The sequence below is a fragment of the Sulfuriferula nivalis genome (genome assembly GCF_009937995.1).
Taxonomy (GTDB): domain Bacteria; phylum Pseudomonadota; class Gammaproteobacteria; order Burkholderiales; family Sulfuriferulaceae; genus Sulfuriferula; species Sulfuriferula nivalis.
The window spans coordinates 2154784-2169980 of record NZ_AP021881.1 but is presented as its reverse complement, the minus strand read 5'-3'; the positions used below and the strand labels follow the sequence as shown (position 1 = coordinate 2169980).

The following is a 15197-nucleotide window of genomic DNA, read 5'->3' as shown; positions in this document are numbered from 1 at the left end:
GATGGTCAGTCGTCAAATTGGTTGCTGATGCGCATGGCTTCAAGGATAGTGGTTTTGCCCTGTGTAACCAGATTGACCGCTTGGCGGCGCAGAGTGTTGCCAGCCATTTGTTTGGTGGCTGCCGCTAAAAATATGGCGGGGTCGGACTGGTTGGCAGCTTCAGCGACTGCATTGGTGATTTCCAGCATTTCATAGACGCCCAGACGTCCGCTGTAGCCGGTATGGTTGCAATAGGTACAGCCTTTGCCGTGATGGTAGTGCTGCTGATCAACTGTGTCGCCTAATTCAGCTTTTAGCCACAGGTGTTCGGCAGGTGTCGGTGTATAGGTTTCAATGCAGTTTTCGCAATTGAGACGTACCAGGCGTTGGGCCAGCACTGCCTGAATAGAGGTGGCTACCATGTAGCGTGGCACGCCCATGTCCATTAAGCGTATTGGTGTGCTGACGGCATCGTTGGTATGCAGTGTGGATAGTACCAGGTGGCCTGTCATTGCCGCACGCATACCGATCTGGGCAGTTTCCTGATCGCGCATTTCACCGATGAGGACAATGTCCGGATCCTGTCTCAAAGCGGCACGCAGGACGCGAGCAAAGCTGAGTTCTATTTTTTCGTTCACTTGTACCTGATTAATGCCCGGCAGGCGATATTCCACAGGATCTTCTACGGTGATGATTTTAAGGCCGGGATTGTTGAGCTCGGATAATGCGCCATACAGGGTGGTGGTTTTACCGCTACCCGTTGGACCTGTGACCAGTATCAATCCGTTGGGACGCTTCAGGATAGCGCGAAAGCGTTCCAGCATAGCCGCAGGCATGCCGATTTTATCCAGATTAAGTGTGCCGCCACTTTGGTTGAGTAGTCGCATTACCACTGATTCACCATGTTGGGTGGGCATGGTGGATATGCGAACGTCTATGGCTTGCTTTTTGACTTCAACGGCAAAACGACCATCTTGCGGCAGCCGTTTTTCGGAAATATCCAGACCAGAGATGAGTTTCAGGCGTAATGCCAGCGCGGGTGCGATTTTGATATCGGCACGCGTCTGGATGTTGAGTACGCCATCAATACGAAAACGAATAAGCAGGCTGTCGGCTTGGGGTTCTATGTGTATGTCAGATGCGTGAACTTGAGTAGCATCTTCAAATACGGATTGTAGTAACTTGACGACAGGTGCATCTTCGCTGCCTGGATTCACACCTAAACCTGAGAAATCAATAACACTCTCACCTAAATTTTGCCCCAGTTCTTCTGCTAAATCGGTGATTTCGTCAGTTTTGCGATAGATGCGATCTATGGTGTGGAGTAATTCATTTTCGCCTACGACTGCCAGCGCGATGTCTTTTTTGATGATGCGGGCGATTTCATCATAGGTAAATAAGTCAGTCGGGTCGCTCATTCCCACAAGCACGTTATTTTCTCTGTCTTCGAGGACAATGGCACGGTAACGTCGCGCCTGCATTTCGGGCAGGAGACGCGTAGTTTCTGGCTTGATAGGGTGATTTTTCAAGCGGATGAAGGGGATGTTGAGTTGCTTGGCAATGGCGTCAGCAATCTGATCTTCGGTTACAAAGCCATTTTCTACCAGAAAACGTCCCAGTTTACGCCCGCTCTTTTTTTGTTCTTCCAGTGCGAGCTGTAGTTGTGTTTCCGAGAGCAGTTTTTGTTGTACCAATAATTCGCCTAAACGAATTTTTTCCGGGCGTGCCATGCGGAGTCCTCAAGTTTGTTATGGCATTATCTTAACGCGAATTGAGCGCTTGTGTGTGCTTGTCGTGAAACGGTCATATTTTTATGCCATCTTGCTGCATGTCAGAGTGAAAGGGATGTGAAGATGGATAAGCGAGATTGTTTATTGAAAATTCTGCAGGAACGTAGTTTGATTCCCGTTTTTCAACCGATTATCGCAATGCATGATGGTGAGATTGTTGGTTATGAAGGATTGGTGCGTGGTCCTGTAGATAGTCTGCTGCCTATGCCCCAAGATTTGTTTGAAACGGCGATCCAGCATGATTTGTTATTGGCGTTAGAAACATTATGTCTGTTTCAGGTGATGACGGCTTTTCTGGAACAATCCATGAAAAGTCGGTTGTTTGCCAATATCAGCCCATACGCACTCTTGAATGGCGTGCTGGATAATCCGTTGCTGGTGGATTTATTGGCACCGACCAGTCCTTTAGCAGGTCGTATAGTCTTTGAATTAACCGAAGGTACGCCGCAAATGCCGAGTGCTGATGTGGTGGCAGGAATTCGGCGTTTGCAGGATAAAGGCTTTAGCGTTGCTTTGGATGATTTGGGCGAGGGTTTTTCCAGTCTGCGTTTATGGGCGGAGGCATGCCCGCAGTTTGTGAAAATTGATAAACATTTTGTGACGGGGATAGATAAGAAGCCAGTGAATTTGCAGTTTGTACGGGCAATCAAGCAGATTGCAGATAAAAGCAATGCCACACTAATTGCGGAAGGTATAGAAACACGAGCGGAATTTCTATTGCTGAAGGAGTTGGGCGTGTGTTGTGGTCAAGGATATTTTATTGGGCGACCTGCTGCTCAACCGAGTTTAACGGCAAGCTCGGCTGTCTTGGAGTGCATGCAATTGTCTTATGCGGGTGATGGTGCATGGTTAAAAACGGTATTGCGCCGAGGACCACAAGCCCGACTATTGCTAAATAAAGTACCTACAGTGGATGTCACTACTAATAGTGAAGAAGCGCATGAAATTTTGTTGGCTCATCCGGATTTGGAGATATTGCCTGTGCTGGATGATGGTCTGCCCGTCGGTGTGCTTAATCGAACCATGGTAGATAAATTCTCGCGACAATATATACGTGAGTTATATGCCCGGCAATCTTGTGCCTTGTTTATGGATAAGGCGTTTATTGCGGTGGAACTGGATACGCCCATCGTCGCTTTAAGCCAGCTGGTCTTGGCTCAGGGGCGTAAGCGTTTTGCCGATGGATTTGTGCTGACGCATGCTGGAAGTTATGTGGGTGTGGGATCTAACTTTGCGCTGATGCAAGAGATGACTAGCTTGCAAATAAAAGAGGCTCGCTATGCAAATCCTTTGACCTTGCTGCCTGGTAATGTGCCGATTAATGAACAAATCGAAGTGTTGTTGACGAATGGTGTCAGCTTTTGCGCTTGTTATGTAGATTTGGATAATTTTAAACCGTTTAATGATGTGTTTGGTTATGCGCATGGCGACGAACTAATTAAATTGACGGCGCGCGTGTTGTCCACAGTGGCTGATCAGGATGTGGATTTTGTCGGGCATATTGGTGGTGATGATTTCTTCATGTTGTTCCAGAGTGCTGATTGGGAGCGGCGTTGTAAGCAAATTTTGACTGAGTTTGATGATGCGGTGTGCAAATACGTAACACATGCCGAGTTTGGTGTGGGTATTTATACTGCAGAGGATAGGCGCGGGAATGATATTGAGTATGCATTCCCAAGTGTATCTATAGGTGCGGTGCTGGTTCAGCCCCGCCAATTTGAAAGTTGCCATCAGATTGCAGCGGTTGCAGCTGAAGTGAAAAAAGCCGCTAAAAAGATACCAGGCTCCAGTCTGTATGTTGACAGTCGGGGCGGATTGCCTGCAACACTGAAAGCTTTAGCGGCTTAAAATTATAAGGTTAGCTTGTTTTTAGGTCAGATTTTGTTTGGCATTTGACAGTAGGCTGTAAATGCTTGTTATCATCTGATAATGACAAAATCGATACGGGTAGTGAGTTATAACATTCATAAAGGCTTTACGCATTTTAATCGGCGTATGGTGATACACGATTTGCGCGAGCGTTTGCGATCACTGCAGGCTGATGTGGTGTTTTTGCAGGAGGTGCAGGGTAGTCATGCTACCCATGGCGGGCGTTGGCATGATTGGCCTAGTGCGCCACAATATGAGTTTCTGGCGGATGAGGTGTGGTCGGATTTTGCCTATGGGAAAAATGCGGTATATGACCATGGGCATCATGGTAATGCGATTTTGTCCCGCTACCCTATTGTGGCGAGCGAGAATCTGGATGTTTCAGCGCATGCGTTCGAGTCGCGTGGTTTGTTGCATGCGCAGATAGCTGTGCCAGGTTTGGCTGCGCCAGTGCATCTGATGTGTGTGCATCTGGCTTTGTTTGAACATAGTCGCCAACGTCAATTGGCAATGCTGATAAAACGTGTGCATGAGACAGTTCCGGATACGTCGCCACTGATTATTGCTGGAGATTTTAATGACTGGCGTGGTCAAGCGGGGCGTAAATTTGCCACTGAATTAGGTTTGGAAGAGGCCTTTATGAGTGTGCATGGGCAAACAGCCAAGAGTTTTCCTGCGCATTTTCCATTGTTGTCACTCGATAGAATCTATGTGCGTGGCTGGCGTGTTGTTAATGCGCAAGTGTTGCAGGCGGGTGATGGCTGGCATCGTTCAGATCATGCCGCATTACTGGCGACACTGGAGCTCGAGTGATCTGGACGAATGGCAATCAGGTAGATTTGCTGGAAAGTGGCGCGGCCTATTTCCCCGCGATATTGGCGGCGATAGGTGCGGCTAAACAAGAGGTGCATCTACAGGCTTATATTTTTGCTGATGATGAAACTGGGCGTGCAGTTTCAGGGGCATTGATAGCAGCGGCGCGGCGAGGCGTGGTTGTGCGTGTGTTGGTTGATGGTTTTGGTTCGCGTGATTTAAATCCTGCGCTGGTGGCCGAGATGGAAGCGGCTGGTGTGGAATGGATGGTGTTTCGTGCGGAGCAGTTCCAGTTGTCGTTGCGGCGACATCGGTTGCGGCGTATGCATAGAAAAATCGCAGTGGTTGATGGAGAGCTGGCGTTTATCGGCGGTATTAATATTATTGATGATATGGATACACCCAATCAGATTCCTCCGCGCTTTGATTTTGCGGTGCAGGTGCAGGGCAGGGTGGTTGAGCAGATTACACGAGATGTGCGGCGATTATGGGCGTTTATCGGGTGGACACATGGTCGTGTGGTACGTAGAAGGCGCACTCAATGGGCAGCACAGCCAGTTAAAGTAGGTAATGATAAAGTCGCTTATTTGGTGCGTGACAACTTGCGCCATCGGCGGGATATAGAGGACGCCTATTTGTCAGCGATTGCGTCGGCGACGCGGCAGGTAGTCATTGCGAATGCGTATTTTTTGCCAGGCAGGCGGTTTCGCCATGCATTAATGACTGCGGCGCAGCGTAATGTGCAGGTGGTGCTGCTGTTACAGGGGCGTGTGGAGTATGGCTTGCTGCATTATGCAACACGAGCCTGGTATGGTGAGTTATTGGCTGCGGGTGTGGAAATATGTGAATATCACCATGGGTTTTTGCATGCCAAGGTTGCGGTAATAGATGGGCATTGGGCTACTGTAGGGTCAAGTAATATTGATCCGTTCAGTTTGTTGTTGGCACGCGAGGCCAATGTGCTGGTAGAAAGTACACGATTTGCAGATGAGTTATATGTTGCCTTGCAAGCTGCTATGTTGCGTGGCGGTCGCTGGATCAAAGTAGAGGGCTGGCGTAAACGTGCCTGGTATCAGCGTATTTTACCGAATGCGGCAATGTTGTTAGTGCGTGGTTTGATGGGTTTGGTAGGTTATGGACAAAAGTGGTGATGCGTTGCTCTACTAGCGTAGTTTATGCTATAATTTTGAGCTTGTTATTTAATGTCTAAATAGCAAAATACGCACAACTGTCTTTGCTTAGGGTGTTCCCTGTAACGAATTATGGGGAATGTTGGGCGACAGTTGGAGGCTTAACCCTAAAGGAAATTGTATGTCTATTACTATGCGTCAAATGTTGGAAGCTGGTGTTCACTTTGGTCACCAAACACGTTTCTGGAATCCGAAAATGGCTCCGTACATTTTCGGTCATCGTAACAAAATTCACATTGTAAACTTGGAAAAAAGTTTACCTATGTTCCAAAACGCACTGAAAGTTGTGCGTAAATTGGCAGCAAATAAAGGTACTGTGTTGTTCGTAGGTACCAAGCGTACTGCGCGTGAAATCGTTCGTGAAGAAGCCGAACGTGCCGGTATGCCTTATGTTGATAACCGTTGGTTGGGTGGTATGTTAACCAACTTTAAAACAGTTAAACAATCTATCAAGCGTCTGAAAGAATTGGAAATTTTGTTAGGCGAAGACAATTCTAAATTGCCTAAAAAAGAAGCTTTGGTATTGAAGCGTGAATTAGACAAGCTGCAACGCAGTCTGGGCGGTATCAAAGATATGACAGCTCTGCCTGACGCGATTTTCATTATCGACGTGGGTTATCAAAAAGGTGCTGTTGTAGAGGCGAATGCTTTGGGTATTCCTGTTGTGGGCGTGGTTGATACTAACAACAGCCCAGCGGGTGTTGATTACATCGTTCCTGGTAATGATGACTCAAGCAGCGCGATTCGTTTATACGCACGTGGTGTAGCTGACGCAGTATTGGAAGGTCGTAGCCAATCAGTCAACGAAATTTTGGGTGAAGGTGAAGAGTTTGTTGAGGAAGAGGCTGCTGCAGTCGTTACCTCACAATAATCATTTCATAGCTCAACGAAAAGGGGCCTGTGCCCCTTTTTTTGTAAATTTAATTAATCAAGGAGTTAAGCATGGCTGAAATTACAGCGAGTATGGTAAAAGAGTTACGTGAGCGTACTGGTTTGGGCATGATGGAATGTAAAAAAGCACTGTCTGAAACAGATGGTGATATGCAGGCTGCTGAAGATTTAATGCGTATCAAGAGTGGTGCAAAGGCAAGTAAAGCAGCTAGTCGCGGTGGTTCAGAGGGCGTGATTGGTGCGTTTATCAGTGCTGATGGTAAATCAGGCGCGATGGCGGAAATCAACTGCGAAACAGATTTCGTAGCTAAGAATGATGACTTTCTTGGGTTCGCACAAGCTGTTGCTAAATTAGCTGCTGAAGCTGCAAATGCTGATGTTGCTGCGATTTCTGCTATGGCAATGACAGGCGGAACGGTTGAAGAAGTGCGTCAGGCATTGATTATGAAGCTGGGTGAGAATTTGACCATACGCCGTGTAGCAACATATAGCACTGCAGGTCGTTTGGCATCTTACTTGCATGGTTCAAAAATCGGCGTTATGGTTGATTTGGAAGGCGATGAAACTTTAGGTAAAGATTTGGCGATGCACATTGCTGCAAGTAAACCTACTTGTGTGTCCAAAGATCAGGTTTCTGCAGATTTGATCGAAAAGGAACGTGAAATCTATACTGCACAAGCTGCTGAATCAGGTAAGCCTGCTGACATCGTTGCTAAAATGGTGGATGGTCGTATTGCTAAATTCCTGGCTGAAGTTACTCTGGTTGGTCAGCCTTTCGTTAAGAATCCTGATCTAACGGTAGAGAAGTTATTGGCTGAGAAAAAAGCTAAGGTAAATGCATTCACCATGTTCGTGGTTGGTGAAGGTATGGAGAAGAAAGTGGTTGATTACGCCGCTGAAGTGGCTGCTGCTGCGAAGGTGTAAGCATGAGCGCGCCAGTGTATAAACGCATATTACTAAAGTTGTCTGGTGAAGCCCTGATGGGCGATGATAGTTACGGTATTAATCGTGAAACGATTACGCGTATCGTGCAAGAGGTGAAAGCCGTTGTCGATATGGGCGTGCAAGTCGCCGTGGTGATAGGTGGTGGTAATATTTTCCGAGGTGTCGCACCAGCGGCAGCGGGGATGGATAGAGCGACTGCTGATTACATGGGGATGTTGGCAACAGTAATGAATGCACTGGCGTTGCAAGACGCTTTTCGCGTGAATGGCGTGGTAAGCCGCGTTCAATCCGCGTTGAATATAGAACAAGTCGCTGAGCCTTATATACGAGGTAAGGCGATGCGTTATTTAGAAGAAGGTCGTGTAGTGATTTTTGGTGCAGGAACGGGTAACCCGTTTTTTACTACCGATACGGCTGCTGCGTTGCGTGGCATGGAAATGAATGCCGATATCGTGATTAAAGCGACTAAAGTAGATGGCGTTTATACTGCTGATCCAAAAACAGACCCAAATGCAACGCGTTATCAGCGTTTGAGTTTTGATGAAGCAATTAACAAGAATTTGAAAGTGATGGACGCTACTGCGTTTACACTGTGTCGTGATCAAAAAATGCCGTTAGCGGTGCTCAGTGTGTTTAAAGCTGGTGCCTTGGCGCGTTTTGTGATGGGCGAAGACGAAGGCACATTGGTGCATTGTTAAGAGGGAAATGGCATGTTAGCTGATATTAAAAAAAATACAGAGCAAAAAATGAGCAAGTCACTCGATTCGCTCAAAACTGACTTGATGAAAGTGCGTACCGGGCGTGCGCACACAGGAATTCTGGATCATGTCATGGTGGATTATTACGGTAACCCAACAGCTATTAATCAGATAGCCAACGTGACCTTGATGGACGCACGTACAATTTCTGTGCAGCCTTGGGAAGCCAAGATGGTGGGCGCAGTAGAAAAGGCAATACGTGATTCGGATTTGGGTTTAAATCCATCCAGTCAGGGTAATCTGATCCGTGTGCCGATGCCTGCACTGACCGAAGAACGTCGCCGAGATTTGATAAAAGTCGTGAAAACTGAAGGCGAAGGCGCAAAAGTGGCGATACGCAATGTGCGTCGTGATGCGAATGACCAGCTGAAAAAAGCGCTGAAAGATAAAGAAATCAGCGAAGACGATGAACGTCGCACTCAGGACGAAATCCAAAAACTCACTGATAAATTTATTGCTGAAGTAGATAAGGCTTTAGTAACTAAAGAAGCTGAATTGATGGCGGTGTAAGCAGGTGGGTATATTTGGCAGTTCCACGCAACATATTCCAGAGTCAGTAGAAGTGCCGCGCCATATTGCAATTATTATGGATGGTAATGGACGATGGGCAAAAAAACGCTATATGCCTCGCATAGCAGGGCATAAGCGTGGTGTGGAAATGGTGCGAGAGGTGATCAAAGCCTGTGTAGCACGCAATGTAAAATACCTGACCTTGTTCGCTTTCAGTTCTGAGAATTGGCGGCGACCTGAAGAAGAAGTTAATTTACTGATGGATTTGTTTCGTTTTGCGCTGGAACATGAAGTCAGTAAGTTACATAAAAATCAAGTCAAACTTAAAGTCATAGGTGACTTGTCCCGCTTTGAGCCTAAATTGGTGCAGTTAATCCATGCTTCAGAGCATATGACGGCGGGGAACAATGGCCTGACTTTAACTATCGCTGCTAATTATGGTGGGCGTTGGGATATGTTGCAGGCAGTGACCAAAATGTTGACTCACCATCCAGAGTTGGCAGGGCAGGCGTTGACTGAGCAGCATTTGGAGCCTTATCTGTCCATGCATTATGCGCCGGAGCCAGACTTGTTTATTCGCACTGGCGGTGAGCAGCGTATTAGTAATTTTCTATTGTGGCAACTAGCCTATTCCGAGTTGTATTTTACCCCTACATTGTGGCCAGATTTTGATGCTGCGGCATTGGATATGGCGATTACGTCGTTCCAGCAACGTGAGCGTCGTTTTGGTCGTACCAGCGAGCAACTGCATCATGTTACGTGAACGTTTAATTACTGCCTTTTTGTTGATTGGCGGTTTCCTGGGGTGTTTGTTCTTGTTGCCTGATGCTGCATGGGCGGTGGTGGTATTGCTGCCATTGGTTGTGGGCGCCTGGGAGTGGGCAAAACTATCTAATTTCTCAATATCGTTAAAGTATATATTTGTGCTCATCAATATGCTGTCTGCTGCAGCAGTTTATGCTTTTGATGCGGCGCAGTGGGTGTACCTGGCTTCTGCGGTGTTATGGTTGTTACTCGTGCCGATGATGTTGGCTTATGGCTGGCAGTTGAAGTCGGCGGTGTTGCGTTTTCCTATGGGGTTGCTGGTATTAGTGCCGTTGTGGGCAGCACTGGTAGAGTTGCGTACGCATAGTGCAGGCTTGGTACTGGTGTTGATGGGTGTGGTGTGGATAGCCGATAGCGCAGCCTATTTCACTGGTCGACGTTTTGGCAAACATAAATTGGCGCCAACGATTAGCCCAGGTAAAACTTGGGAAGGTGTGGCAGGTGCTGCAGTAATGTTGGCGATTTATATTGCAATAGTGCTTGGCGTTTTACACAGCGCTAGTTTTAATGCCTGGACATGGTTGCTACCAATTGCGATATTAGGTGGGTTGATGCTGTATTTGAGCATCATAGGAGATTTGTTTGAGTCTTGGATTAAGCGCATAGCCGGGGCAAAAGACAGTGGCACTATTTTGCCTGGGCATGGTGGAGTGTTGGATAGAATTGATGCATTAACTTCTACCTTGCCGATTGCAGCGCTGGTGTTATTGCATGCGGATATGGCGCAAATGATAGGATGAATAAAGTGCAAAATTTATGCATATTAGGCGCGACAGGCACGATAGGAGTAAATACCCTGGATGTAGTGGCGCGGCATCCTGAACGCTTTAATGTAGTGGCATTGACGGCAAGTACACAGTTGGAAAAATTGGTTGCGCAATGTGTGCAGCATCGGCCTCGTTATGCGGTGGTGATGGATGAAGCAAGCGCGATTAAATTGCGTGGATTGCTGGCTGATGCCGGTGTGCAGGCAGAAGTGTTGTTTGGAATATCAGCGTTGGAACAGGTTGTGGCGCTGCCCGAAGTTGATACGGTGATGGCGGCAATCGTTGGCGCAGCTGGGTTACGTCCTGCAATGGCAGCTGCACATGCGGGCAAACGAATTTTGCTGGCGAATAAAGAAACATTGGTGATGGCTGGCAGTCTGTTTATGCAGGCTGTGGAAGCAGGCGGCGCAACATTGTTACCCATAGACAGTGAACACAATGCGATATTTCAATCATTACCGCGCGAATTTAATGGCGATCTGGCAGCATGCGGTGTGCGCCGTATTTTGTTGACTGCATCGGGTGGTCCTTTCCGTACTATTCCTTTAGCCGACTTGGCGACTGTTACCCCTGATCAGGCTTGCGCGCATCCTAACTGGGTGATGGGCAGAAAGATTTCGGTTGATTCCGCGACGATGATGAATAAAGGTCTGGAAGTTATTGAGGCGCATTGGTTATTTAATGCTGCGCCTGCGCAGATAGAAGTGGTTATTCATCCGCAAAGTGTGATTCATTCCATGGTGGATTATTTAGATGGTTCAGTGATTGCGCAATTGGGTAATCCCGATATGCGTACACCGATAGCTTATGCTTTAGGCTTTCCTGAGCGTATAGATTCAGGCGTATCAGCGTTGGATTTATTTGGGCGTGGTTTGACCTTTGAAGCGCCCGATTATCAACGTTTCCCCTGTTTAAAACTGGCGTTCGATGCGTTAGCACAGGGCGGAATGTTGCCTGCTGTGCTAAATGCGGCAAATGAATCTGCTGTCGCTGCATTCCTGGCCGGGCAAGTTGGCTATCATGCTATAGCGGCGAGTATCGAATACGCATTGGCACGAGCGATGTCTGGTGAACCAAGTTCGCTGGATGATTTGATTGCGGCTGACGCGCAAGCGCGGCTTGATGCAGATAGTTACTTGCAAAAACAGGCAGCATAATGCAATTTTTAGGCACTTTGATTTCTTTCGTTGCGGCATTGGCAATATTGGTTGTTGTGCATGAGTCAGGGCATTATTTAGCTGCGCGATGGGTAGGCGTTAAGGTGTTGCGTTTTTCGGTAGGTTTCGGACAGCCATTATTGATTAAACGTTGGGGGGCAGATGCGACGGAGTGGTCTATTGGTGCGATACCCTTAGGCGGTTATGTCAAGATGCTGGATGAACGCGAAGCACCAGTGGCTGAACATGAACTGGGTCGAGCATTTAATCGCCAGACTGTTTGGGCACGGATGATTATTGTTGTAGCAGGGCCTGTAGCCAATTTGCTGCTTGCCGTCCTGCTGTACTGGGGTGTTTTCCTGCACGGTGTGCCAGCTATTAAGCCGATATTGGCAGAACCACTGCTACAAACTGCAGCGGCTATGGCGAGTTTGCATGATGGTGATGAGATTACGGCTATTGATGATCAGCCTGTGCGTAGTTGGGCGGATGTGAACTGGGCATTGCTTCGAGATGTATCAGAAAAGACACAGGTTGTTGTTAAATTGGATGGCGGTGGTACACGCATTCTGGATGTCACTGGCGCGAGTTTGGGCGACGGTAAGGTTGAAATTGCCACCCAATTGGGCTTGAAATTGTTCGAACCGGCTATTCCGGCAGTCGTTGGTAAAGTCCTGGAAGTAGGTGCTGCGCAGCGATCAGGTTTGCGCGTTGGGGACGAAATATTGCAGGTTAATCAGCATGCTGTGACACAATGGGCAGATTTTGTAAGCTGGGTGCGTAACCATGCGGGACAGACATTGGTCGTGACTGTTATGCGGGGTTCGCAGCAGATAGACTTGAATCTGACACCTGAAAGCGTAACTGAGGCGGGTGCTGTTGTCGGTAAGATAGGCGCTGGCCCTGATGTTGATGCAGCTGTATTTAAAGATATGATGACAACATTGGATTACTCGGTTGGCGGTGCTTTGCAAGAGGGCTTTGCTAAAACCTGGCAAATGTCGATATTCAGTTTGCAAATGATGGGGCGTATGATTACCGGTGAAGTGTCCTGGCACAATTTATCTGGCCCATTGACGATAGCGGATTATGCAGGGCAGTCGGCGCGCAATGGCTGGATGTCTTTTGTAGGATTTTTAGCGCTGGTTAGCATCAGTTTAGGGGTGTTGAATTTATTGCCGATTCCATTATTGGATGGCGGGCATTTGATGTATTATATTGTCGAAGCGGTTAAGGGAAGTCCCGTGTCTGATCGTATTATGGAATTAGGGCAAAGATTTGGTATGGCAGCACTGTTTACGATGATGGTGTTTGCTTTTTATAACGATATTACTCGTTTATTAGGTTCTCAATAATGCAAATTAAACTGATTGCTGCGCTGGTAACTAGCGTTTTGGCTATTTCGGCGCAAGCCGCAGACGGATTCGTGGTGAAAGATATCCGTGTTGAAGGTTTACAACGTACTGAAGCAGGAACTGTATTTAGTTATTTGCCTGTTAAGGTAGGTGAGACATTAGATGCGGACAAGTCTGCTGCGGCGATTAAGGCTTTGTTTGCGACAGGCTTCTTCAAAGATGTGCGTTTGGAAGAACAGAATGGTGTGCTCATTGTGGTCGTTGAAGAGCGTCCAGCGATTGCGAAAATTGATATCGTTGGGAGTAAAGATCTTACTGCCGATCAAATTAAAGATGGTTTAAAGCAATCGGGACTGGCTGAAGGACGTATTTTTGATAAGGCGATGCTGGACAGGGCTGCACAGGAAATTAAACGCCTGTATTTTGGTCGTGGTAAGTACGCAGTAGAAATTGATACTACGGTAACGCCAATGGAACGTAATCGCGTTGCAGTCGCGTTCAATATTAAGGAAGGTGACGTCGCCAAGATACGCCAGATTAACATCGTAGGTAATAATGTATTCCCAGAGAAAAAATTGCAGGGGTTGTTTCAGTTAAGCACGCCGGGCTGGTTTAGCTGGTATAGCAAAAACGACCAGTATTCCAAACAGAAATTAGCTGCAGATATAGAAACACTAAAGTCTTTTTACCTTAACCAAGGCTATTTAGAGTTCAATGTGGACTCTACACAGGTCTCAATTACGCCAGATAAAAAAGATATTTATTTAACGGTAAATATTACTGAAGGCGAAAAATATACTGTTTCTGACGTTAAGCTGGCGGGCGAGATGATGGTGCCACAAGCTGAGTTGCAGAAATTGATCAGCGTTAAGGCCGGTGATGTTTTTTCGCGTGAAGCACTGACAGAAACCTCAAAGAAAATTGGTGACAGACTGGGTAACGATGGCTATGCGTTTGCCAACGTTAATGCTGTTCCTGAAGTGGATAAGGAAAAACATACAGTTGCATTTACTTTCTTTGTTGATGCAGGACGCCGGGTTTATGTTAATCGTATTAATATCAACGGCAATACTCGTACGCGAGACGAAGTTGTGCGTCGTGAATTCCGCCAAATGGAAGGCGCCTGGTATGCGGCAGATAAAATTCAGCGCTCACGTGAGCGGGTAGAACGCTTAGGCTATTTTAGTGATATCAATGTAGAAACGCCTGCTGTAGTTGGTACAACAGATCAGGTAGATGTGAATATGAGCCTTACTGAAAAAGCTACGGGCAACATTATGGTCGGCGCAGGCTTTTCATCTTCAGAAGGTCTGATTTTATCTGGTTCAATATCACAGAATAATCTGTTTGGTAGCGGGAATGCCTTAGCTGTAAAGATTAATAGCGGTGGTATAAATAAAGTCTATTCAGTTTCTTATACCAACCCGTACTTTACGCCTGACGGCTTAAGCATGGGCTACGATTTGTATCGTCGCGACACCGATACGACCAGTTTGTCCTCTGTTTCCAGTTATAAAAATAGTACAACAGGTGTAGGGGCTAGACTTGGCATTCCATTGAATGAAAAGGATGCGTTAAGTTTAGGTATGTCGGTGGAACATGCTGTATTGACAGTTAATTCCAGTAGCCCTATTCAGTATCAGAATTTCGTGAGTGAATATGGCAATGCTAATAATACCTTGTTGTTGAATATAGGTTTTGCTCGCGATAGTCGTGATAGTCTGACTTATCCAACCAAGGGTATGTTGCAACGTGTATATGGTGAAGTAGCAGTTCCACCAGGCAGTTTGAAGTACTACAAAGTTAATTATCAACAACAATGGTTTAAGCCATTGAGTAAAACCTTTACATTGATGTTGAATGGCGAGTTTGGTTACGGTGGTGGTTATGGTACTAACACTGATTTGCCGTTCTTCAAGAATTTCTATGCAGGTGGTGTGAGCTCTGTACGTGGTTATGACACAGGGACGATAGGTCCTAAATACTGGGATACTACATCTGGCCAATTAATCGCATTGGGTGGTAATGAACGTGTGGTTGGGAATGCAGAGATCCTGTTTCCTATGCCAGGTTTGGAAAATGATAAATCAGTACGTTTGAGTGCCTTTGTTGATGCTGGTGCGGTGTTTGGGCCTGGTAATCAAGAGAATGTAAATGGTGTTGGAGTAAATGATGGTTTGTATAGTAAATTCTCATTCCAGGATATACGCTTCTCAACAGGTATGGCAGTTAATTGGGTATCGCCAGTGGGTCCACTGAAATTCAGTTTAGGCATGCCGTTGAATCCGCAACCTTCTGATAAGAAACAAGTATTCCAGTTCACTATGGGTCAGGTATTTTAAGGGGTA

General features: G+C 46.7%; 13 protein-coding genes. 12 read left to right on the top strand and 1 reads right to left on the bottom strand.

The window, feature by feature from the left end; all coding sequences use genetic code 11:
• Positions 1 to 5: 5 nt before the first annotated feature.
• The gene (locus SFSGTM_RS10675) at positions 6 to 1709 is read right to left on the bottom strand and encodes a GspE/PulE family protein (protein WP_162085150.1); all 1704 of its coding nucleotides are present in this window, start codon (positions 1707 to 1709) and stop codon (positions 6 to 8) included.
• Positions 1710 to 1832: 123 nt separating this feature from the next.
• Between SFSGTM_RS10675 and SFSGTM_RS10670 the strand changes: the two genes are divergently transcribed.
• From SFSGTM_RS10670 to bamA, 12 genes are all read left to right on the top strand, one after another.
• Positions 1833 to 3617 carry a GGDEF domain-containing protein gene (locus tag SFSGTM_RS10670; RefSeq protein ID WP_162085149.1) on the top strand — a complete coding sequence of 595 codons (1785 nt, stop codon included), beginning with the start codon at positions 1833 to 1835 and terminating at the stop codon, positions 3615 to 3617.
• Positions 3618 to 3698: 81 nt separating this feature from the next.
• Positions 3699 to 4451: an endonuclease/exonuclease/phosphatase family protein gene (locus SFSGTM_RS10665; RefSeq protein WP_162085148.1), complete on the top strand. Its 753-nt coding sequence runs from the start codon at positions 3699 to 3701 to the stop codon at positions 4449 to 4451.
• Positions 4448 to 5602, top strand: coding sequence for a cardiolipin synthase ClsB (gene clsB, locus SFSGTM_RS10660; protein WP_162085147.1), 1155 nt, complete (start codon positions 4448 to 4450; stop codon positions 5600 to 5602). The genes SFSGTM_RS10665 and clsB overlap by 4 nt, the downstream gene beginning before the upstream one ends.
• 160 nt (positions 5603 to 5762) lie before the next feature.
• Positions 5763 to 6512 carry a 30S ribosomal protein S2 gene (rpsB, locus tag SFSGTM_RS10655; protein ID WP_162085146.1) on the top strand — a complete coding sequence of 250 codons (750 nt, stop codon included), beginning with the start codon at positions 5763 to 5765 and terminating at the stop codon, positions 6510 to 6512.
• Positions 6513 to 6583: 71 nt separating this feature from the next.
• Positions 6584 to 7456: a translation elongation factor Ts gene (tsf, locus tag SFSGTM_RS10650; RefSeq protein WP_162085145.1), complete on the top strand. Its 873-nt coding sequence runs from the start codon at positions 6584 to 6586 to the stop codon at positions 7454 to 7456.
• A 2-nt stretch (positions 7457 to 7458) separates the two neighbouring features.
• Positions 7459 to 8175, top strand: coding sequence for a UMP kinase (gene pyrH, locus SFSGTM_RS10645; RefSeq protein ID WP_162085144.1), 717 nt, complete (start codon positions 7459 to 7461; stop codon positions 8173 to 8175).
• Positions 8176 to 8187: 12 nt separating this feature from the next.
• Positions 8188 to 8745: a ribosome recycling factor gene (gene frr, locus SFSGTM_RS10640; protein ID WP_162085143.1), complete on the top strand. Its 558-nt coding sequence runs from the start codon at positions 8188 to 8190 to the stop codon at positions 8743 to 8745.
• Between the two features lie 4 nt (positions 8746 to 8749).
• Complete coding sequence (uppS, locus tag SFSGTM_RS10635) at positions 8750 to 9508, top strand: undecaprenyl pyrophosphate synthase (RefSeq protein WP_162085142.1); 759 nt, start codon at positions 8750 to 8752, stop codon at positions 9506 to 9508.
• Entirely contained in the window at positions 9498 to 10310 is an 813-nt protein-coding gene (locus SFSGTM_RS10630) for a phosphatidate cytidylyltransferase (protein WP_162085141.1), read from the top strand. The genes uppS and SFSGTM_RS10630 overlap by 11 nt, the downstream gene beginning before the upstream one ends.
• Positions 10307 to 11494, top strand: coding sequence for a 1-deoxy-D-xylulose-5-phosphate reductoisomerase (gene ispC, locus SFSGTM_RS10625; protein ID WP_162085140.1), 1188 nt, complete (start codon positions 10307 to 10309; stop codon positions 11492 to 11494). The genes SFSGTM_RS10630 and ispC overlap by 4 nt, the downstream gene beginning before the upstream one ends.
• Positions 11494 to 12849 carry an RIP metalloprotease RseP gene (rseP, locus tag SFSGTM_RS10620; RefSeq protein WP_162085139.1) on the top strand — a complete coding sequence of 452 codons (1356 nt, stop codon included), beginning with the start codon at positions 11494 to 11496 and terminating at the stop codon, positions 12847 to 12849. The genes ispC and rseP overlap by 1 nt, the downstream gene beginning before the upstream one ends.
• Complete coding sequence (gene bamA / locus SFSGTM_RS10615; protein ID WP_162085138.1) at positions 12849 to 15191, top strand: outer membrane protein assembly factor BamA; 2343 nt, start codon at positions 12849 to 12851, stop codon at positions 15189 to 15191. Before rseP ends, bamA begins: the two co-directional genes overlap by 1 nt.
• Positions 15192 to 15197 lie beyond the last annotated feature (6 nt).

What these genes read in the sequence shown, in the direction of transcription:
- rseP (WP_162085139.1), top strand. Translation starts at nt 11,494, where the DNA reads ATGCAATTTTTAGGCACTTTGATTTCTTTCGTTGCGGCATTGGCAATA.
- ispC (WP_162085140.1), top strand. Translation starts at nt 10,307, where the DNA reads ATGAATAAAGTGCAAAATTTATGCATATTAGGCGCGACAGGCACGATA.
- pyrH (WP_162085144.1), top strand. Translation starts at nt 7,459, where the DNA reads ATGAGCGCGCCAGTGTATAAACGCATATTACTAAAGTTGTCTGGTGAA.
- SFSGTM_RS10675 (WP_162085150.1), bottom strand. Translation starts at nt 1,709, where the DNA reads ATGGCACGCCCGGAAAAAATTCGTTTAGGCGAATTATTGGTACAACAA.
- frr (WP_162085143.1), top strand. Translation starts at nt 8,188, where the DNA reads ATGTTAGCTGATATTAAAAAAAATACAGAGCAAAAAATGAGCAAGTCA.
- SFSGTM_RS10665 (WP_162085148.1), top strand. Translation starts at nt 3,699, where the DNA reads ATGACAAAATCGATACGGGTAGTGAGTTATAACATTCATAAAGGCTTT.
- SFSGTM_RS10670 (WP_162085149.1), top strand. Translation starts at nt 1,833, where the DNA reads ATGGATAAGCGAGATTGTTTATTGAAAATTCTGCAGGAACGTAGTTTG.
- SFSGTM_RS10630 (WP_162085141.1), top strand. Translation starts at nt 9,498, where the DNA reads ATGTTACGTGAACGTTTAATTACTGCCTTTTTGTTGATTGGCGGTTTC.
- bamA (WP_162085138.1), top strand. Translation starts at nt 12,849, where the DNA reads ATGCAAATTAAACTGATTGCTGCGCTGGTAACTAGCGTTTTGGCTATT.
- tsf (WP_162085145.1), top strand. Translation starts at nt 6,584, where the DNA reads ATGGCTGAAATTACAGCGAGTATGGTAAAAGAGTTACGTGAGCGTACT.
- rpsB (WP_162085146.1), top strand. Translation starts at nt 5,763, where the DNA reads ATGTCTATTACTATGCGTCAAATGTTGGAAGCTGGTGTTCACTTTGGT.